This window comes from Micromonospora sp. NPDC049102 (genome assembly GCF_043197485.1).
GTDB lineage: Bacteria > Actinomycetota > Actinomycetes > Mycobacteriales > Micromonosporaceae > Micromonospora.
This window is the reverse complement of sequence record NZ_JBICTE010000028.1, coordinates 22,024-40,970: the sequence shown is the minus strand read 5'-3', so window position 1 is coordinate 40,970 and position 18,947 is coordinate 22,024. Positions and strand designations below refer to the sequence as shown.

Below are 18,947 nucleotides of genomic sequence, written 5' to 3'. Positions count from 1 at the left end.
CTGCCTGCTTCAGCGGCGGATGCCCGCCCAGTCGTGGTGCCGGCGGACGGTGGAGAGGATGAAGTCGACGACCCGCCGGGAGGTGTCCGGCACCTGGTAGTCGACCGGGCAGGGGACCCCCTGCTCGGCCACCTGGGCCACTGTCACCTCGACCGCCTCGACCACGCCCTGCGGGTCGAGACCCGTCATGATGATGCCGCCGGCGTCGAGAGCCTCCGGCCGTTCGATCGACTCGCGCAACGTCACAGCGGGGAAGCCGAGGATGGCCGCCTCCTCGCTGACGGTCCCGCTGTCCGACAGGGTGCAGTACGCCATGGTCTGCAGGTGCACGTAGTCGAGCAGACCGAACGGCTCGTGGAAGGCGATGCCGTCCAGCGCGGTGGCGTCCGGGGCCAGCGCCTCCAGCCGTTTGCGGGTCCGTGGGTGGGTGGAGACCAGCACCGGCAATCCCCATCGGTCACGCACCGCGACCAGGCAGTCCAGCAGCCGGCGGAGTCGGTCGGGGCGGTCCACGTTCTCCTCCCGGTGCGCGCTGACCAGGAAGTACCCGCCCGGATCCAGTTCCATCTGCCGGAGGATGGTCGAGCCGGCGATCGATGTCCGGTAGTGCTCCAGCACCTCCCGCATCGGCGACCCGGTGTGCAGGATGCGGCGCGGGTGCAGACCCTCGGCGAGCAGATTGCGCCGGGCGTGTTCGGTGTAGACGAGGTTGAAGTCAGCCACGTGGTCGACCAGCCGGCGGTTGGTCTCCTCCGGCACGTTCAGGTCGAAGCAGCGGTTCCCGGCCTCCATGTGATACACCGGCACCCGCATCCGCCTCGCCATCAGCGCGGCGATGCAACTGTTGGTGTCGCCCAGCACCAGCAGCGCGTCCGGGCGCAGCTCGGCGATCGCCTGCTCCATGCCGACCAGCACACCCCCGAGGACCCGGCCGAGCGACGAGGTGTCGACCTCCAGGAACCGGTCGGGCTGGCGCAGCCGCAGCTCGGTGAAGAACACGTCGGACAACGTCGGGTCCCAGTTCTGGCCGGTGTGGACCAGAACGTGGTCGACCGTGTCGTCGAGCCGGGCGAGCACCCGGGACAGCCGAATGATCTCCGGTCGGGTTCCGACCACCGTCATGATCCTGGTCATGCCCGTCCTTTCTCCGCAGCAACCTTGGTCAGGATGTCCTCGAACTGGTCGACGCCCACCCGCAGCGACATCCGCTCCTGGTAGGTGTGTCGGGCCCGGCGGCCCATCTCGCGACGCGCGTCGGTAGGCACGTCGGCTGCCGCCACGAACTGGTCGGCGAGCGCCCGCCAGTCCTCCGGTGGGCAGACGAGACCGAGCCCGGCCGAGCGGACGAGGGCCGCGGTGTCGCCGCCCGCCGCCGCGATCACCGGAATGCCGCAGGCCAACGCGGCCTGGAGCTTCGACGGGACGGCGGCCCGCAGGGCGGGCACGTCCCGCAGGCACACCAACTGCCAGTCCGCCGCCGCGGACAGCTGCGCCATCTGATCGGGCGGGTGTCGACCGACGAACCGCACATTGTCGGCGCCCAGGTCGGCCGCGAGCCGACGGGCCGCGTCCTCGCCCGCGCCGGAACCGACAAGCACCAGGTCCAATCGGTCCCGGGCGGAGGCCGCCGCCCGGATGGCCGTGTCCAGGCCCTGCAGGAGCCCGAGGTTGCCGGCGAACATCACTGTGCACCGTCCGCGATGACCCAGCACCGCACGGGCCTCGGCGGTGACCGGCACCGGCCGGAACAGGGCGTCGTCGGTCCAGTTCCAGACCACGCGCACCCGGTCCGGGTCGGCGCCTCCCGCCACCACCCGCTCGGCCATCGTCGGGGAGATCACCACGATGGTGTCCGCCAACCGGTACGTCGCACGCATCAGCGCGCCGACGGCCCCCTCCAGCGAGCGACCGGCCCGGCCGGTGGGTGCCATGCCGGAATGCGTCACCGAATCGGGCCACAGGTCCTGCACGTGCAGCACGATCGGTGTCCGCCGGGCGGCGCGCAGCAACGCCGCGGCGGCGACGGCCGTGGGCGGTGGGTGGTAGACGTACGTGACGTCGACGTCGGCGAGCCACCGTGCCCCGGGCAGCGCGCTGCTGGCACCGAACGACAGGAGACTCACCGCCCGGCGCAGGGCGGAGGCGTCATGACTCGGATAGGCCGGCACCCGCCGGACCGCCACCGGCCCCTCGGTCTCCCGATACCCCCAGCGCTGCCGCCAGCCGGGGTAGATCCGGCCGTACGGGTAGCTCGGGAAGGTGGTGAGCACCCGGACCTGGTGGCCCCGGCCGGCGAGCCCGCTCGCCAGGTTGCCGGGGATGAACGCCCCCTCGGGGGGATACCACTGGCTGATCAGGCCAACCTTCACGCGCCGACCGCCACCGGCGCCGTCCGGGTCGCCTCCACCGGCTCAGGCCAGGTGTCCGGTCGGTCCGGATCGAACAGTTCGTTGGTCCAGAACATCGTCACCAGGTCGTCCGAGCCGGTGTTGACCAGCTTGTGCACCCACATCGTGGGCATGTCCACCAGCACCGGCTCGTCGCCGCTGACCGGGAACCGCAGCACCTCGGTGTCGTCCACCCGGCGCAGACTGATCTCGGCCGAGCCGCGCAGCACCACGAACCGTTCCACCTTCGCCAGGTGGAAGTGCTCACCTCGGGTGATGCCGGGGCGGGTGGTGGAGCAGAACGTCTGGCCGGCGCCGCCGTGCGCCTTGACCGTCTCGACCAGCTCACCCCGGGCGTCGGCCCGGCGGGGCAGCGCGAGCGGATAGTGCGCCGGGAAGCAGTGCGACCGGTAGGTGTTGAACAGCCGTACGTCGTGCCGGCTCACCAGGGACGGGAACTCCCCGGTCCGGTACGTCGCGGCCATGCCGGTCAACAGGCTGGCCAGTGCCTGCACGCCGATCCGCACCGGCGGCATGGCCGGATCCCACGAGCCGCCGGCCGGTACACCGATGAGCCGCGCGGCCGCGTCGGTGACGTGCACGAGGCCCAACTCGCGGTCGGCGTGCACCTCCGGCCGGCCGCCCTCGGCGAGCACCCGGCAGAACGTCGCCACGGCCGAGTTGTAGTACGGACGTCCGTGTTCGCCGTACAGATTCGGCAGCAACACGTCGTCGACCGTGATGCCGGTGGCCGCCAGCACCCGCGCGGCGGTGGCCTTGGCGTCGCCGTACGGGGTGCCGTTGCCGGCCTGCACGGAGTTCGCGTAGACAACCCGTGCCGGCGGGTTCCCACACCGCTTGAGACCTTCGGCGAGCTGCGCGGCGAGTTGAACGTTCCCGGCCGCGACATCGGCCGGCTCGCCCCGGTTGACGCCGGCCAGGTGCAGCACACGCTCCACCCCGGCCACCTTGGCGGCGACCACGCCGGGATCGGTGAGGTCGGTCCGGGTAAGCACGACCGGTTCCGGCCAGTTCAGCGCCCGCAGCAGCACCCGCACGTGCCAGCCGAGGAATCCTCCGGCACCGGTGACGGCGAGCCTCAGCACGCCAGCACCGGGTCCCGCAGCGCCAGCTCCGCGCGTACCTCGGGCAGCGTCTTCAACAGCGCGATGATCTCGGGTACGCCGAGCTGCGGCGCGTTGGCCGAGTTGAAGTCCTCGCTCGGCCCGCCGCCGAGGTCGCCCTCGGAGACGTACAGCGCGTAGTTGAGGTCACGGGCGTCCAGCGGCACCCGGAGGAAGTCGCCGAAATCCTCGGCCTGGGCGAGTTCCTCCCTGCTGGCGAGCGTCTCGGCCTGCTTCTCACCGTGTCGCACGCCGATCACGTCGAGCTTGGTGGGCACGTCGAAGAGCTGGCACACCGCCTCGGCCAGGTCGCCGACCGTGCAGGCGGCGGCCTTGCGGATGAAGATGTCACCGGGTCGCGCGTGGTGGAAGGCGTGCTCGACCAGCTCGACCGAGTCGGCGAGCGACATCAGGAACCGGGTCATCCCCACGTCGGTCACGGTCGGTGCCCGGCCGGCCTTGATCTGCTCGACGAACAGCGGGATCACCGATCCACGCGAGTACATGACATTGCCGTACCGGACGCAGGACACGGTGGTCGAGCTGTTCGGGTTGTTCCGGGCGTGCGCCTGGGCGACCTTCTCCATCAGCGCCTTGCTCATGCCCATCGCGTTGACCGGGTAGACGGCCTTGTCCGTACTGAGCACGACGACCGATCCGACGCCGTTGCGCTCGGCGGCCTCGATGACGTTGGTACTGCCCAGCACGTTGGTCCGGACGGCCTCCAGCGGGAAGAACTCACACGACGGCACCTGCTTGAGGGCTGCCGCGTGGAAGACGTAGTCGATGCCCCGACTGGCCTTGAGCACCGAGTCGTAGTCGCGCACGTCTCCGACGTAGTAGCGGACCCGCTCGTCGCCGAGCAGCCGACGCATGGCGTCCTGTTTGGCCTCGTCCCGGCTCAGCACCCGGACCTCGCCGGCACCACGGTCGAGGAGCCGGCGCACCATGGTCTGGCCGAAGGAACCCGTACCGCCGGTGATGAGAACACGGCGTCCGGTGGTTGCAAAATTCATTGATTCTCCCGTGTCGTCGCTGCGCCGGTCCGCAACCCGACGACTCGACGAGAGAGTCACGGGGCGCCCGCGCACCCGTCCCGGAGCAAGGGCCAAATCGGCCAGTTTCAGCATCCGGGATAACGAGAGGCGACCTCCACAGATACGCACTCCGTCGCGATTCGACCACAAGGCATGACCAGCAGCGAATCGATCCGGACGTCCAATGTGAATCGGACACTTAATCGTGGCGCGGGCCAAGACGAATTGCGTTCGCGGACTAGAGCCCACTGCGTTTCCGATCGATTCGGAAAACATCTCGCACCCAGCGTCACGACGAGCCAGCGCGGACGGGGAAGATCGAAGTGGGCGAAGAGATCACGGGCGGCACGTCCTCGTCGGCCCTGTGCCGTCCGGCCATCGTTCCCGACCTCGGCAGTATCGACGTTCCCTTGGCCGCCCACCGCCACGTCCCTGGTGACATCCGCGACCACAGCGCCGCGACCAACCAACCGGCGGGAGACAGTTCCCAGTGACCGGACAAGAGGATCGGCAGCCACGCCAGGACCAACACGCCGGCGAGGCATTTGCCGACCGTGCCCGAGCCCGCCGGCCCGACCAGCACCGCCACCCCGAGCGCGGCGAACAGCGCCAGCCCGACAGCGCCCAACTCCACGGCGATGGTCAACGGAACGCTGTGCGCTCCGATGCCGGTGACGGTCGGGAACATGCCCGGCCCGATGCCCGTCCAGATGTGGCCCTCCCACACCTGCCGGGCCAGCGCCCACAGATAGAGCCGCCCCGACATGTTGTCGTCCCTGCGGGCGAAGAACTCCTGCAACCACAGCAGCCGTGAGTCCCCGTACACCCCGAAAGGGATGGCGATGAGCAGGGCCGGAGCCGCTACCGCGATCGAGGTCCACGCGACCCGGGGCGCGGCCCGAGCCGCGAGCAGATATCCGGCGACCAACACGAGGGCCATGAGCGCGCCCCGGGTGCCGTTCCACACCACCGCGTAAGCCAGCAGCGGGATCGCGGCCAGCACGGCGAGCCGCAGCCGCCGGGACAGCCCACCCGCCCGCGCCACCGCGACCGCTACCACCACCCCGGTGACCAGCGAATAGGCTGTGTAGTTCGGGTTCACCGCGCCGATCCCGACGCGGATCAGAGCCGGGTCGATCGTGGGGTCGACCCCACGAGCGCTGCTCACCACCTCGACGGCCGCCCACACGCACCCGCCGAGATAGGCGCAGCCCACCAACGCGAAATGCGAGGCGTTGGTCACCGCTCCACGCGCCGCGACGAACAGCGTGCACATTCCCCAGTACGCCCACAGGGCGTTGGCAGACGACGGCACCCCGGTCACGCTGATTGCCGCGGCGCTCGCCCAGACAGCCAACACGACCGCGAGGAGATCCGGCCATCCCAGACAGCGCCACGCCGACGGCACGATCAGCAGTAGTGCAATCAACACGTACCGCCCCTGCACAGTGGCCGGCGCCACCGGAGCCACTGCGGCGAGCACGCACACGAGGACCAGCCCCAGCCCGCCCCACAGGTTCACCGCCGGCAACTGGTGGTCCCGACGGTAGCCGAGCTGCGCCCCCATGGTTCGCACCATGCCGTTGCGTCCCCTCTTCAAGGTGGCCCTGTCCCGCTCCTGCGGCCCGACCGATACCCCCTTCATCGCCCAACGCGACCGGGAGCCGCCGGGAAACTGTTGGACTGCACCCAATATCGGGAACCTTGGAGCCAGCTACGAGACGACCGACGCCGCCCGCGCTGTGGAGAGCCGCCATGTGCGCGACCGGCATTCGCGAAAGCTGCCAGATATCGTTTCGGCCACTGATATAAAACCCTCAACACTTGTGACACCACCATCGGGAATGCCCCGCCCGCGACCTGACCTGCTCGCACGGCGACAGGCCTCTGGTCGATCCACGTGTCGACCCGGCGGACCAGATCGGGAACGAGTGGAACCAGCCCGGCCGGGAGGCACCCGGCGGATCGGGAACTGACGCGGGAGCACCAGCCGGATGACCACGACAGCACCGAGCACCACACGTTGGAACGCACCCGCGCCCGTTCCCACGGAGCCCGTTCACCACCAGGGACCCTTTCGCCATTCGTCGCGCGCCTGGTTGCCGCTACTACTGGCCGTCGGCTGGATGCTGGGGACATTCGGCTTCTTCTGGGCCGGGGCGCTGGCGCAACAGGTCCCGAACCCGGCCAAGCTGTGCCTATTCGTGTTCAGCGCCACCGGTGCCTTTGCCGCCGGTTACGCTGCGCAGCTCTACCGCCGCAGCACACCTCGACGATCCGGCGGCGCGACGAGGTCGACCGACATCCGGCGGATCCGCAGGCTCGTCCTGGCCGGCGGGATCTACCACGTCGCGCTCGGCGTCGCCCTGCTGCTCGAATACGGGGCGACCGGCCCCGGCAGCATCCTCGCCAGTCTGCAGAACCCCGCGGCGGCCTACCTGAACAAGTTCACGGTCTACCAGCAGCAGCAGGACAGCGGGCGCACGAATCCGGCCATCCAGGTTCTCACTCTGCTCGGCGTGCTGGGTACGGTGCTCGTCCCACTGCTTGTCGTCCACTGGCGACGGCTGTCGAGCGGCCTGCGAGCCGCCGGCATCGCGGGCGTCGGTGTCTACAGCCTGTTCTTCCTCTATATCGGCACCCTCAAAGGGCTCGGCGACTTCGTGCTCATGATGGCGGCCAGCCTGCTCATCGCCGCCTCGCGTGGGCCGGGCCGGCTCGGCCGGACGAAGAAGCGTCGGCGCGCGACAGTGCTGGTGGCGGTCGTCGTGGCTCTCTTCTGCGCCTATCTGGTCAGCAACCAGGCCGATCGGGTGGACCAGTTCGGCACCCAGGACCGTGTCCGTGCCAACCCGACAGTGGAGCGGATCGTCGGCGAGCATGCCGCGACCGGAGTGGCCGCTCTGATGATCTATCCGACCCATGGCTATCTCGGTCTCGCGTACAACCTCGACACACCGTTCGTCTGGTCGCACGGTCTCGGCAGCACCCCGGCCGTCACCTCGTACGGCACCCAGTACTTCGGGGTCGACGCGGACCGGTATCCGGCCTATCCCACGCGTACCGAGGCCCGGACGGGATGGCCGGCGGGTATGTACTGGTCGACGATCTATCCCTGGCTGGCCTCCGACCTCACGTTCCCGGGGACCGTCCTGTTCATGGCATTGCTGGGCTGGTTCTTCGCCGGGCTCTGGCGTGCGGTCAACCTCGCTGGCGGCATCCTGCCGACCCTGCTCTTCGTGCAGATGTGCCTGCTCGTCACGTACATCCCGGCGAACAATCAGCTCGGCATGTCACGCCCGGGGATGATCGGCCTCGCCACCCTGCTGATGCTGTACCTGTGGAACGCCCTGACGAACGGCGCGGGCGATTCACGGCCGCCCGAGGTGCAGCGGCGACCCGCGCCCCTGCTCGGCGGTGTCCACATCCCCTGAGTGGGCGACCGACAGGCCGACCAGGAACGACCGGATGCGTCGGCCCTGCGGCGCCGGACCGCGGGTCTCCCGCACGAAGGCGGCACCGGCAGAGCCGAGGGCGGCTCTCTCCCCGGGAGGCATCGCCAGCAGGTGCCGCAACGCGTCGCGCAGCCCGTCGGCCGTGTCCGTCTCGGCGAAGCGCAGGTACGGCTCGTAGTCGGGCGGAATGCCCGGCAACCGCGTGGTCACCACCGGAACGCCGGTGGACAGGTACTCGATCAGCTTCGACGGGAACGAGTAGCGGACGAACGACTGATCCACCGGCCGCGGGTTCACCAGCACCGACGCGCCGGCAAGGCGTCGCACCAGCGCGGCGCGGTCCAGCAGCTCCGGCGGGGAGATCCGGGGATCGGCCTCCGCCTGCGTCCGCGCCCACTCCTCCAGCTCGCCCCGCCCGAACAGCAGCAGGCGCAGGTCCGGGTCAGCCATACCGCGGAACGCCTCGACGAGACGGTCGACACCGTACGCGCGGGTGAGCCCACCGGCGTAGACGATGTCGCGGGTGGCGGCGTCCGGTCGGAACGGGACGGCAGCGGGTCCGCCCGGTGACGCCCCGGCGGCGGGTGGATCGCAGATCCCCTCCATGACCAGGCGGGGAATCGATGGCGCGAAATCCTCGCCAAGCGCCGCAGTGAGCACCACGACGCCGGAGGAGCGACGCAGCGCCATGCGGACCAGCGCGTGATCCAGCCGGCGCAGCGCGCGGACGATCCGCCCGTCGGAGGGGAGGACCACCCCGGGGGGATCGGTCAGCACCGGCACCACCCGTGCCGTGCCGCGCTTCGCGACCAGGACACCGAACCACAGGAACGGCGTGTGGACGCCGTGGATGAGCAGGACGTCGTCGCCGTGCCGGCGCAACGTCCGCGACCCGGCGCGTACGGCGGCAACGAACCGGGTCAGGTGCTTCAGGCCGAGCAGATTGACGAAGCCGAGCAGTTCCCCGTGCACGCCGTCCTGCTGGAACTGCCCCGAGCGGAAACGGATCTGCCGGTTGCGCGGGAATGTCGATGCGGGTGCCGCCGAGAGCAGACGTACCCCACAGCCCGCCGCGCGCAGGCTCCGCACCAGGGACCAGGCGAACGAGTGCGTCTGGGTGGGCAGGACGACATCGCGCGCCACGATCTCTCGGAACACGTCGTCGGCGACCGTGAAGCCGAGCAGCAGTACGCGGGGACAGTGCTCGTCGGTCACGCCGCTCCTCGCAGGATGCGCTGGTAGACGTCGTCGAGGGACCGGAGCATCACCGGCAGGCTGTACGCGTCGTGTACCACCTTGCGACCTGTCTCCCCCAGGTGCCGACGTTCGGCGGCGTCGTCGAGCAACGGCTCGAGGGCGGCGGCGAACGCGACCGGGTCTCCCGCCGGCACGAGATGACCGCCTCCCTGGCGCAGCACCTCGACGTTGCCGCCGACGGCGGAGGCCACGACGGGCAGCGCGTGGGCCATCGCCTCCAGCAGCGCGTTGGACAAATTCTCGTGCAGGGTGGGAAAGACGAAGATGTCGGCGGCCGAGAGGAGGTCCGGCACGTCGAGCCGATTGCCGAGCAGTCGCACCTCGGTGCCGTGGACATCGGCCAGGGCTTCGGCGATTCCCGCGCGGTCCGGTCCGTCACCGGCGACCAGCAGCACCCGGCGGCCCGGTGGCGGCGGCAGTCGCCGCAGCGCGTCGGCCAGCACCCCGAAGCCCTTGTCCCAGTTCAGCCGGGCTACCGCGATCATGACCACGTCCTCGTGGCCCAGGCTGAGGGCGGTACGTCGAGTGCTCCGCACGCTGCCGACGTCGGCGGGTAGTGGGACCCCGTTGGGGATCACGCCGACGAACCTGCCGGCATGTGCCCGCACGAAGTCCCGGCCGGCGGCGTACTCGCACACCGTGGCGACGTGGCTGGCCATCCGCAGAGTGGCCGGTTCCGCGCCACCGGCCAACAGCGCTCTACGCCAGCTGCGGCCGGCGTGCCTCAGATCCCGCACGGTGCCGTGCACGGTGACCAGGATTCGGGGACAGCCGGCCAACCGGGCGGCGAGCACGCCGTGAAAACCCTCGTTCTGCAGGCCGCGCACGTGCACCAGGTCGGGTCGCACCCGCCGCAGGAGCCGGACCCATTCGCGCAACAACGGCACATTGAGGCCGCCGTTGCCGCCGACCTGATGCATGCGGACGAACTCGTACCGCTCGCCGAGGGCGGAATCCAGCACCCGCCCCACGGCGGTCAGTGGCCCGTTGGCGCCGGGCGTGCCGGCCGAGTGCTGCACGACGACCGGCAGTGCGCGCACCGGTGGAGCGCTCGGACCGTGGTCGTCCCGGCGAACTGGCTGCACTGACACTCCATCGTCGACCGTGGGCCACCGACGGCGCGCCCTGATGCCCGGTAACCGCATCGGTGCGTACAGTAACACCGGCAATAGCCGTCAAACGTTTGAGACACGCCTTATACGAACGGAAAGCATGAAAAGTGACGAGACCCTCACCTCTCCAGCTCGGTCGTCGATCGCCCCGGGCGAGCCGGTGCCACGAGTGGTCATGGTGGCGGCGTACCGGTTCCCGCACGGTGACGCCATGTCGAACCGGCTGCTCCAACTGGCCCGCTCCGCGACTCCCCCGGGCGCGACGACCGTGATCGTGAACGACTGGCCCGGCACCGAACGCCCACCCGAGCCGGTCACCCTGCCACCCGAACTGCGACTGATCACGCTGTTCGCCGCCGACGGGGGCGGGAGACTCCGGCGCTGGGCGCGCCGGCAGAGCCGCCCACTTCGCGTGCTCAGAGCCCTGCGTCGGGCGGGGATACCCACCGGTGAGGTCACCGGCATCTGCCTCCCGCTGGGCTTGTGGAACCTGAGCACCTGGATCGTGTTGCGGCTGACGATGCGCTGTCCGTTGACGGTCGACGTGCTCGAACGGCACGAGCCCGGACAGTTCCGCCACGGACGCCTGACGCCCTACTTCATCCGGCACCGGTGGCACTCCCTGCTCGCGGCACGGTTGGCGGATCGGGTCGTCGCGATCTCCACGACGCTGCAACGACGCCTCGCCCGGTCGCACCGCCCCATCCTGGTGGTGCCGCCCCAGGTCGACTGCGCCGACTATCGCGAACCCGCGCCGCCGTCACTGAGGGACGGTCTGCGGTTGCTGTACGCCGGCACCGCAGGGCCCAAGGACCGCCTCGCCGCGGTGCTGGAGGGCATCCGCCGGCTGCCGGAGCCTGCGCGTCAGCGGGTGCGGCTGACCGTGGCCGGGATGACCCGGGAGCAGGCCGCTGCCATGTCCGACCTGGACGACACGTTCGTGGCGGACCTCACCGACCAGATCGTCTTTCTGGGTCGGGTGTCGCGCGACCGCGTTCTGGCGGAGTTGCGCACGGCGCACTTCTCGGTGCTGGTCCGACCCACCGGGGGCTACGCCGATGCGGGCTTTCCGTCGAAGGTGCCCGAGAGTCTGGCCGCCGGCTGCCCGGTCCTGCTCAACCACACCAGTGACCTGGCGACGTACATCGACGACGGGCGGGAGGGCATCGTGCTGGCGGGGCCCGACGCGGACGACGTCCGGGACGGCCTCCGGCGGGCACTCAACCTCGACGACGCGCAGTGGTGGCAGATGAGCCGCCGCGCCCGGGAGCGGGCGACGGCGTTCGACTACCGCGCCTGGATACCCACGGTCAGCGCGTTCGTGGCTGGTCGCCCCTGACGTCTAGGACCTCGACACGCCGTAGATCTCGCGGATCACAGCGGCCTTCTCCTGCGCAGGCAGGTGGCCGCAGCCGAGCGACTTGGCCCTCATCGCTGCGAGGTACTCGTCGGTGGTGCGCAGAACGCGCGCGGGCACACCAGCGGCGACGCTCCCGTCTGGAACGTCACGGGTCACGACGGAGCCCGCTCCGATGATGCATCGATCCCCGATCCGGACCCCCGGCATGATGATCGACCGGACACCGATGTAGACATCGTCGCCGACACTGATCGGCGCGGTCCACTCGAGATCCGGATACTCCCGGCGCAGGATGAGGGTGCCGCCGTCATGCGTGAGGAACTGCACGCCGGCCGTGATGTAGACGTTGTCGCCCAGTGTGATCAGCCAGGGCTCGGAGCCGAACATGCTCCGGTTGACGCCGTAGAAACGCACGCGCCCGCGTAGGTTCACCCCGATCGAGCGCGCGAACTCTTCCGGGTCGCGGGTCGCCGCTCGGCGATCACGCAGGGCAGCGAGGATGCTGCGCACCATCATGCTCCATCTCAGGTGAATTGGACATTCTCGCGGAAACTCCCGCCAACGCCTTGCGGTAACCGACGAGGGCGGCGGGGAGCACGGTCACCCCGTACGACAGCGCCGAGGCGAGTGCGACACCGGACAGGCCTTCGCTGCCCGCCAGCAGGACCTTCAGCGGTACGGCGACAATCAGGCAGGCCACCCAACCGAGGAACTGCGGCCCCAGCAGCCCGATGCTGTTCTGCACCATGAACAGCGGCGACGCGACGGCGACGGACACCGACCAGACGGCGAGCGCGACGAACAGCGGGATCGGCACCCGCCCGAGGTCGTCGGACCGTACCCAGATCCGCAGGATGTCGTTGCCACCCACCACGAGGCACAGCGCGGGCGGCGCCACCGCCGCGGCGGACAGGAGGACCATCCGTCGGGTGCTGCGCCGGACCCAGCTCACGTCGCCCCGGGCGAGGGCCTCGCCATTGGCGGGCCAGAGCGGCAGGTTGACCAGAGTGACGAACAGCGCCAGCACGGCGAACATCCGCAGGATCACCGCGTAGTTCGCGGCCGCGTGCAGACCGAGCACCCGACCGACGAGGAAGCCGTCGATGTTGAGTGCGAGGGAGGTGAGCACGGAGAGCCCGAAGAATCGGATCCCCAACCTCAGGAGGCCGCGCACCTTCGTGGCGCGTACGTCCCTGAGGCGCGGTCGGAGGTCGGGCTGCTGCCAGCCGAAGAACCAGACGGAGTTGGCCAGGCTCATCAGGGGCACGGCAAGCACCGCGGCCGCGATCACCAGGACCGGGTCGGCCTTCGCGCCGGCGGCGACCACCACCAGGCCCGCCGAGATCAGGCTGCCGGCAGCCTGCCAGAGGTTGCTCGCTCCGACCTGCTGGTGGGCGTACTGCACCCGCTGGATGAGGGCCAGCGGAATGTTGACGAGGAACGCGCCGAAGCAGAGCAGCACGACCACTCGGGCGTCCCGGGCGACCACCGGGTCGTTGACATTCAGCAGCGCCGGCCAGGCCACCAGCCGGATGGTCGCCACCAGCACCAGCACCAGCGTCACCGCCAGGGAGCCGAGCAGGGCGTACGCGCTCGCGATCTCCCGGGCCGCCGCGCCGCGATCGCCTGTGGCGTAGAGCCGGGAGAGTCGGGTGAGCAGGCCGTTTCCGAGGCCGAAGTCGGCGAACAACGCCATCGCGGTCAGTGAGGTGATCGCCATCCACATGCCGTACCGCTCGGGGCCGAGATAGCGGAAGGCGATCGGGGTGATCAGCAGTGGCGCGACCAGGCCGACGGCCTTGCCGGCGAGTGACGAGGCGATGCCCGCGACGAGTGCCCGGCCACGCGAGCGTCGCGCCACCGACAGGTCGTCCTCGCCCACCGCCGACTCCACCGTCGTGGCCTGTGCCGTCGGCGCGGTGTCCACGGGCGTGTCGACCAGGGCAGGTGCGGCCGCCCCGGCCTCCGGGGGCCGGTCGAGCATCAGGCGGGCTGCTTCAACACATGCGCCTCGAACCATTCGACGGTGGCGCGCAGGCCGTCGATCCGGGGAGTCGGCACCACGTCGGGAAAGAGCGAGCGGAGCACCCGGTTGTCGGCCTCGGAGTGGCGGACGTCCCCCGGGCGGGGCTCCACGTGCCGCCGGGCGATCGGGCGACCGATGATCTGCTCCAACTCGGACACCACCGTGTGCAGCTCCGCCCGGGCGCCGAAGGCGAGATTGACCGGCTGAGGATGGGAGACCGAGCGCTCCACCGCGTCGAGCAGCACCGCGCAGACCGTCTCGACGTAGGTGAAGTCGCGCGACTGCCGACCGTCGCCGTGCAGCTCGACAGGTTCACCGCGCAGTGCCGCGTAGACGAAACGGGGTATGACGGCCGCGTAGCCGTGGTCGTGCCGTTGGGCGGGGCCGAAGACGTTGAAGAACCGGAACGCGAGGGTGGGAAGGCCGAAGGACGACTGGTACGCCAGCGCGTAGGCCTCGGTGGCGAGTTTGCTGACCGCGTACGGACTGAGCGGGCGGGTCCAGGCGAGCTCGGTCTTGGGCAGCACCGGGTTCGCGCCGTAGACCGAGGAGGACGAGGCGACGACGACGTGGCCCACCCCGTGACGGCGCGCGGCCTCCAGCACCCGCAGCGTGCCGGTGGCGTTGGCGTGGTGCGACGCGATCGGGTCACGCAGCGAACGCGGCACGCTGGGCAGCGCCGCCAGGTGCACCACCGCGTCCCGGCCGGCCATCGCCCGGTCCAACGCCTCGTCGTCGAGCATCGAGCCCGGGATCGTGTCGACGTCGAGACCGTCGAGATTGCTCATCTGCCCCGTTGCGAGATCGTCGAGGATCCGGATGTCGGTGACGCTGCGGCGCAGGATCGCGGCACGGGCCAGGTTGGACCCGATGAAGCCCGCGCCGCCGGTGATGAGTAGTCGCATGCCTTCGCCTCCGCGATCCATGGAGTGGTCACCCGTTCCAACGAGCATCCACAGCGACCGTCACGTTTCGTCATCGGGCGACTACAAGACGGCGACGGCCCCGCCGTCAGTGCAGGGCAGCTGCGGTCGAGTTCGTTCGCGGCTCGGCCCCGGGCAGGCCCCGCAGGGCCGTCAGATCCGCCGGCGTCAGTCGGCGTTCCGGTGGATAGAGCAGTTGCTCATGGGAAATGATCGTCTCCACGGGCCAGCGCAACCGGATCACGCGGGCCGGGTTGCCGGCGGCGACCGCGTAGGCCGGCACCGGGCGGGTCACCACGGCGCCGGCCCCGATCACCGCACCACGACCGATCGTGACGCCGTGCAGGACGACGGCGCGGGTGCCGACCCAGACGTCGTCACCAATCGTCACCCCCCGGTCGAGGTCGCCGTCGGCGTGCCCCTTCTCGACGGCGATCATCGGCACGCCGACGCGGTCGATCCGGTGGTTGCCACCCCGGATGGTCACCTCCGGGCCGAACATGACGTTGTCACCGATCCGGATCCGGGATCGAGCAGCCATGAGGATCGGACGGTGCCCGAGATCGACGTTGTGGCCCACCTCGATCGTCTCGTAGGTGTAGACGCCGTCCGGGTCGAAGGCGAAGTTGTCCCCATGGGCGGCAAACCGACCGGCGTTCGCCAGACCCCGGACGGCCCTGCGGGCCCGGGACCCGTTGGTCCAGACCAGATCCAGGAGCCGGGCGAACCCCACGAGCACGCGTCCTGGGCCGCGCGAGGACACGCGCATCAGGCGCCACACCACCCTGTGCCGACCAAGCCCCGCGGGGCCACACCAAGGACCTGACGCATCGACGTGCTCCCTATCCGATGTCGTCACCACCACTGCGGACACGGGTGAGCGTACGTGCGGAATGCGGCTTCGATGGCGAAATGCTTGTTAACTGCGATACGGGCGCTCCATCGTCACCACTCATCGACCTATTGACATCCTTCAGAACAGACCGAAGGCTCGCGCCAACAGGTCCTTCACACAAGGAGGCGCGATGAGACCGAGACGACTGGCGATCGCCGGGGTGGTCACCCTGCTCGGAGCCCTGGCACTGGCGCCACCGGCGAGCGCGCGACCACCGTCGGACCCCGGCGCCCGCGAGGGCCTGGAAGTGTACGTCGGCACGGTCGACGGCAAGCAGCGGGACCTGCTGCGCGAGGCCGGTGTGGACCTCGGACACGACGCGACGGCGGACTCCACCGGACGCACGGCCGTCGAGACGGTCCTCACCCCGCGGCAGGCGAAGCGACTGATCGACAAGGGCGTACCCCTGCGGGTGAAGAAGGTGCGCGGCAAGGACGCGTCGCAGGCGCTACGGGAGCAGGCCGCCGGCGGCTGGTCGGCGTTCCGCCCGTACAGCGAACCAGGCGGCCTGCGCGACGAGATGACCGCCACCGCCGCGCGGTTCCCGAAACTGGCCAAGTTGGAGACGATCGGCAGGACCCAGCAGGGCAAACCGATCCTCGCCGTCAAGGTAACCAAGGACGCGCGCACGGTCCGCGACGGACAGCGACCGGCCGTCCTCTACTCGGGCGCCCAACACGCCCGCGAGTGGATCACCCCGGAGATGACCCGCCGCCTCATGCACCACGTCCTCGACGGCTACGGCGTCAACCGGGAGATCACCCGCCTGCTCGACACGACCGAGCTGTGGTTCCTGCCCGTCGCCAACCCGGACGGCTACGACTACACGTTCACCCCCGGCAACCGCCTCTGGCGCAAGAACCTGCGGGACAACGACGGCGACGGCCAGATCGGCCCCGGCGACGGCGTGGACCTGAACCGCAACTTCGCCTTCAAGTGGGGGTACGACAACGAGGGCTCGTCGCCCGATCCCAACAGCGAGACCTACCGGGGCCCCCGACCCTCCTCCGAACCGGAGACGAGGGCCCTGGACGGGCTGCTGCGCCGGGTCGGCTTCGAGTTCTACGTCAACTACCACTCGGCGGCCCAACTGCTGCTCTACGGCGTGGGCTGGCAGGTCAGCACACCGACGCCCGATGACGTGATCTACGAGGCGATGGCCGGTGACGATGCCCATCCGGCCGTTCCCGGCTACGACCCGGACATCTCCGCCGAGCTGTACACCACCAACGGTGACACCGACAGCCACGCCACCGTCCGCTACGGCACGCTGGGCTTCACGCCCGAGATGTCCACCTGCGACTCCGCCGCGGCCGTCGATCCGGACGACGAGTGGCGCCCGGAGGACTGCGTCAGCGATTTCATCTTCCCCGACGACGAGACGCTGATCGCCGGCGAGGTCGCCAAGAACCTGCCGTTCGCGCTGGCCGTGGCGAAGTCCGCGGTCGACCCGGACGACCCGGCGTCGGTGGTGGGCCGCAGCACCCCCGACTTCGTGGTGGACGCCTTCGACACCTCGTACGGGCGCACCCAGCAGGTCGCCTCCATCACCCGTCGGGCCCTGAAGAACGTGCGGATGCACTACACGGTCAACGGTGGTCGGCCGAAGACCGTCGGGGTCCGCGAGTGGCGCGGCGGCGAGCGGTACGGCGACACCAACGACGACTACTACGCCGAACTTCGCGGCACGGTCACCGGCACGAAGCCCGGCGATCGGGTCGAGGTCTGGTTCACCGGCGTCAAGCAGCGCGCCAAGGTGGTCGCCAGCGAACACTTCACCTACCGGGTGCACACCGACATCGGCGGTGACGTGCTGGTCCTCGCGATGGAGGACGTCACCGGGCTGAGCCCGACGCAGACCGGCGCCACCGCGAAGTACGCGGACGAGATCGCCGCGTCGCTGACCGCCGCCGGCCGCACCAGCGACGTGTACGACTTCGACGCCATGCGCCGTACCGCCCCGCACCCGCTCGGTGTGCTGTCGCACTACAAGGCGGTGGTCTGGGAGACCGGCGACGACGTCATCCTGCGCTCCCCCGGTCAGGTGGCCGGCACCGCCGGCAAGGCGGCGCTCGACACCGAACTGGCCGTACGTGACTACCTCAACGAGGGGGGCAAGCTGCTCGTCAGCGGCCAGTACGCCCTCTACGCGCAGGGCGCCAACGGCGCGTACCTGTACCGGCCGGACGCGCCGCCGGAGTGCACCGACGGGGACGACCCGGCCTGCCTGCCGCTGCTGAACGACTTCCAGCAGTACTGGCTGGGCGCGCACACCTACGTCAGCGACGGTGGCACGGGCGACGACGGCCCGTACCCGATCCAGGGCGTCGACGGGGCGTACACCGGCCTGTCCGGCACCCTCAACGCGCCCGGCTCGGCCGGCAACCAGACCCACACGGCCTCGTTCCTGACCACGTCGAGCTTCCTGCCGGTGGACGACTTCCCGCAGTTCGCCAGCTCCGCGCCGGTCGGCTGGGTGCGTCCGGGGGCGGCCCCATTCGATCCGCGCACCGGTGACTGGTACCTGTGGAGCGGGCAGGCCGACGAGTCGTTCAAGCGGCTCACCCGGACCGTGGACCTCACCGCGGCCACGAGCGGCGAGCTGCGTTTCGCCGCCTCGTACGACATCGAGACGAACTGGGACTTCCTGGTCGTCGAGGCGCACGAGGTGGGCAGCGACGACTGGACCACGCTGCCCGACGCCAACGGGCACACCGGCCAGGAGACCGGGGACAGCTGCGCGTCGGGGTGGCAGACCCTGCACCCGTTCCTCACGCACTACCAGAGCGCGGGCTGCTCGCCGACCGGCAGCACGGGTGCGTGGAACGCGATCACCGGAGCGTCCGGTGGCTGGCAGGAGATTTCGGTCGACCTGTCAGCGTACGCCGGTAAGCAGGTCGAGGTGTCGATCTCGTACGTCTCCGACTGGGGGACCCAGGGCCTGGGCGTCTTCCTGGACGATGCCCGGGTGCTCGTCGACGGTGCCACGGTCACCGAGACCTCGTTCGAGACCGAGGACCTGGGCGGCTGGACGGTGGCCGGTCCGCCAACCGGTTCCACTGGTAACGCCACCGACTGGTCGCGCAGCCAGCAGGCGTTCGAGGAGGGGTCGGTGGTGGTCACCGGGGACACCGTCTACCTGGGCTTCGGGCTGGAGGGCCTGCCACCGGCCGCGCGCGACGACCTGGTCGCCCGCTCGCTGACCCACCTGACCGGGCGTCCGCGCCGCTGACGGCACGGGGTGGGCCCGCGGGGCCCGCGCCCCCCCCCCCCCCCGGGGGGGGGGGCCCGGCGCGGGCGCCGCCGGGGGGGGGGGGGGTTGGGGGGGGGGGGGGGGGGGTGGTGGTTCACCCCACCCCGGGTGTAGCCCC

14 protein-coding genes are annotated in these 18,947 nt (G+C 70.3%); 3 read left to right on the top strand and 11 right to left on the bottom strand.

Annotated features, from left to right (window positions below; genetic code table 11):
- Window positions 1-9: 9 nt before the first annotated feature.
- The 5 genes from wecB to ACGFH9_RS23475 all read right to left on the bottom strand — a co-directional run bounded on the left by wecB (window position 10) and on the right by ACGFH9_RS23475 (window position 6,127).
- Window positions 10-1,134 (bottom strand): non-hydrolyzing UDP-N-acetylglucosamine 2-epimerase, encoded by a 1,125-nt coding sequence (wecB, locus tag ACGFH9_RS23495; RefSeq protein WP_393222864.1) that lies wholly within the window; start codon window positions 1,132-1,134, stop codon window positions 10-12.
- Complete coding sequence (locus ACGFH9_RS23490; protein ID WP_393222862.1) at window positions 1,131-2,369, bottom strand: glycosyltransferase family 4 protein; 1,239 nt, start codon at window positions 2,367-2,369, stop codon at window positions 1,131-1,133. The genes wecB and ACGFH9_RS23490 overlap by 4 nt, the downstream gene beginning before the upstream one ends.
- A complete protein-coding gene (locus ACGFH9_RS23485) occupies window positions 2,366-3,493 on the bottom strand; it encodes an NAD-dependent epimerase/dehydratase family protein (RefSeq protein ID WP_393222860.1) in 1,128 nt (375 codons plus the stop codon). Before ACGFH9_RS23485 ends, ACGFH9_RS23490 begins: the two co-directional genes overlap by 4 nt.
- Window positions 3,487-4,527 carry an SDR family NAD(P)-dependent oxidoreductase gene (locus ACGFH9_RS23480; RefSeq protein WP_393222857.1) on the bottom strand — a complete coding sequence of 347 codons (1,041 nt, stop codon included), beginning with the start codon at window positions 4,525-4,527 and terminating at the stop codon, window positions 3,487-3,489. The genes ACGFH9_RS23485 and ACGFH9_RS23480 overlap by 7 nt, the downstream gene beginning before the upstream one ends.
- Before the next feature lie 310 nt (window positions 4,528-4,837).
- Complete coding sequence (locus ACGFH9_RS23475; protein ID WP_393222854.1) at window positions 4,838-6,127, bottom strand: O-antigen ligase family protein; 1,290 nt, start codon at window positions 6,125-6,127, stop codon at window positions 4,838-4,840.
- A 547-nt stretch (window positions 6,128-6,674) separates the two neighbouring features.
- Here ACGFH9_RS23475 and ACGFH9_RS23470 point away from each other — a divergent pair.
- The gene (locus tag ACGFH9_RS23470; protein ID WP_393222851.1) at window positions 6,675-7,982 is read left to right on the top strand and encodes a hypothetical protein; all 1,308 of its coding nucleotides are present in this window, start codon (window positions 6,675-6,677) and stop codon (window positions 7,980-7,982) included.
- Here the strand turns inward: ACGFH9_RS23470 and ACGFH9_RS23465 are convergent.
- Window positions 7,920-9,218, bottom strand: coding sequence for a glycosyltransferase (locus ACGFH9_RS23465; RefSeq protein ID WP_393222848.1), 1,299 nt, complete (start codon window positions 9,216-9,218; stop codon window positions 7,920-7,922). The two genes, ACGFH9_RS23470 and ACGFH9_RS23465, sit on opposite strands and share 63 nt — an antisense overlap.
- The gene (locus ACGFH9_RS23460; RefSeq protein WP_393222846.1) at window positions 9,215-10,345 is read right to left on the bottom strand and encodes a glycosyltransferase; all 1,131 of its coding nucleotides are present in this window, start codon (window positions 10,343-10,345) and stop codon (window positions 9,215-9,217) included. Before ACGFH9_RS23460 ends, ACGFH9_RS23465 begins: the two co-directional genes overlap by 4 nt.
- A 127-nt stretch (window positions 10,346-10,472) precedes the next feature.
- Between ACGFH9_RS23460 and ACGFH9_RS23455 the strand changes: the two genes are divergently transcribed.
- On the top strand, window positions 10,473-11,711 hold the full coding sequence (locus ACGFH9_RS23455) for a glycosyltransferase (RefSeq protein ID WP_393222843.1): 1,239 nt from the start codon (window positions 10,473-10,475) through the stop codon (window positions 11,709-11,711).
- 3 nt (window positions 11,712-11,714) lie between these two features.
- Here ACGFH9_RS23455 and ACGFH9_RS23450 read toward each other — a convergent pair whose 3' ends face one another.
- From ACGFH9_RS23450 to ACGFH9_RS23435, 4 genes are all read right to left on the bottom strand, one after another.
- Window positions 11,715-12,242, bottom strand: a complete 528-nt coding sequence (locus tag ACGFH9_RS23450) for a DapH/DapD/GlmU-related protein (protein ID WP_393222842.1) — start codon at window positions 12,240-12,242, stop codon at window positions 11,715-11,717.
- Window positions 12,214-13,716, bottom strand: coding sequence for a lipopolysaccharide biosynthesis protein (locus ACGFH9_RS23445; protein ID WP_393222839.1), 1,503 nt, complete (start codon window positions 13,714-13,716; stop codon window positions 12,214-12,216). The genes ACGFH9_RS23450 and ACGFH9_RS23445 overlap by 29 nt, the downstream gene beginning before the upstream one ends.
- Window positions 13,716-14,663 (bottom strand): NAD-dependent epimerase/dehydratase family protein, encoded by a 948-nt coding sequence (locus ACGFH9_RS23440; RefSeq protein WP_393222837.1) that lies wholly within the window; start codon window positions 14,661-14,663, stop codon window positions 13,716-13,718. The genes ACGFH9_RS23445 and ACGFH9_RS23440 overlap by 1 nt, the downstream gene beginning before the upstream one ends.
- 106 nt (window positions 14,664-14,769) lie before the next feature.
- Window positions 14,770-15,414: an acyltransferase gene (locus ACGFH9_RS23435; protein ID WP_393222834.1), complete on the bottom strand. Its 645-nt coding sequence runs from the start codon at window positions 15,412-15,414 to the stop codon at window positions 14,770-14,772.
- 292 nt (window positions 15,415-15,706) lie between these two features.
- Between ACGFH9_RS23435 and ACGFH9_RS23430 the strand changes: the two genes are divergently transcribed.
- Window positions 15,707-18,808, top strand: coding sequence for a M14 family zinc carboxypeptidase (locus tag ACGFH9_RS23430; protein ID WP_393222831.1), 3,102 nt, complete (start codon window positions 15,707-15,709; stop codon window positions 18,806-18,808).
- Window positions 18,809-18,947: the final 139 nt, after the last annotated feature.

Bases quoted from the DNA above. Each gene is read 5' to 3' on its own strand.
- ACGFH9_RS23455 (WP_393222843.1), top strand. From the start codon at position 10,473: ATGAAAAGTGACGAGACCCTCACCTCTCCAGCTCGGTCGTCGATCGCC.
- ACGFH9_RS23445 (WP_393222839.1), bottom strand. From the start codon at position 13,716: ATGCTCGACCGGCCCCCGGAGGCCGGGGCGGCCGCACCTGCCCTGGTC.
- ACGFH9_RS23475 (WP_393222854.1), bottom strand. From the start codon at position 6,127: ATGGTGCGAACCATGGGGGCGCAGCTCGGCTACCGTCGGGACCACCAG.
- ACGFH9_RS23480 (WP_393222857.1), bottom strand. From the start codon at position 4,527: ATGAATTTTGCAACCACCGGACGCCGTGTTCTCATCACCGGCGGTACG.
- ACGFH9_RS23430 (WP_393222831.1), top strand. From the start codon at position 15,707: ATGAGACCGAGACGACTGGCGATCGCCGGGGTGGTCACCCTGCTCGGA.
- wecB (WP_393222864.1), bottom strand. From the start codon at position 1,134: ATGACCAGGATCATGACGGTGGTCGGAACCCGACCGGAGATCATTCGG.
- ACGFH9_RS23470 (WP_393222851.1), top strand. From the start codon at position 6,675: ATGCTGGGGACATTCGGCTTCTTCTGGGCCGGGGCGCTGGCGCAACAG.
- ACGFH9_RS23440 (WP_393222837.1), bottom strand. From the start codon at position 14,663: ATGCGACTACTCATCACCGGCGGCGCGGGCTTCATCGGGTCCAACCTG.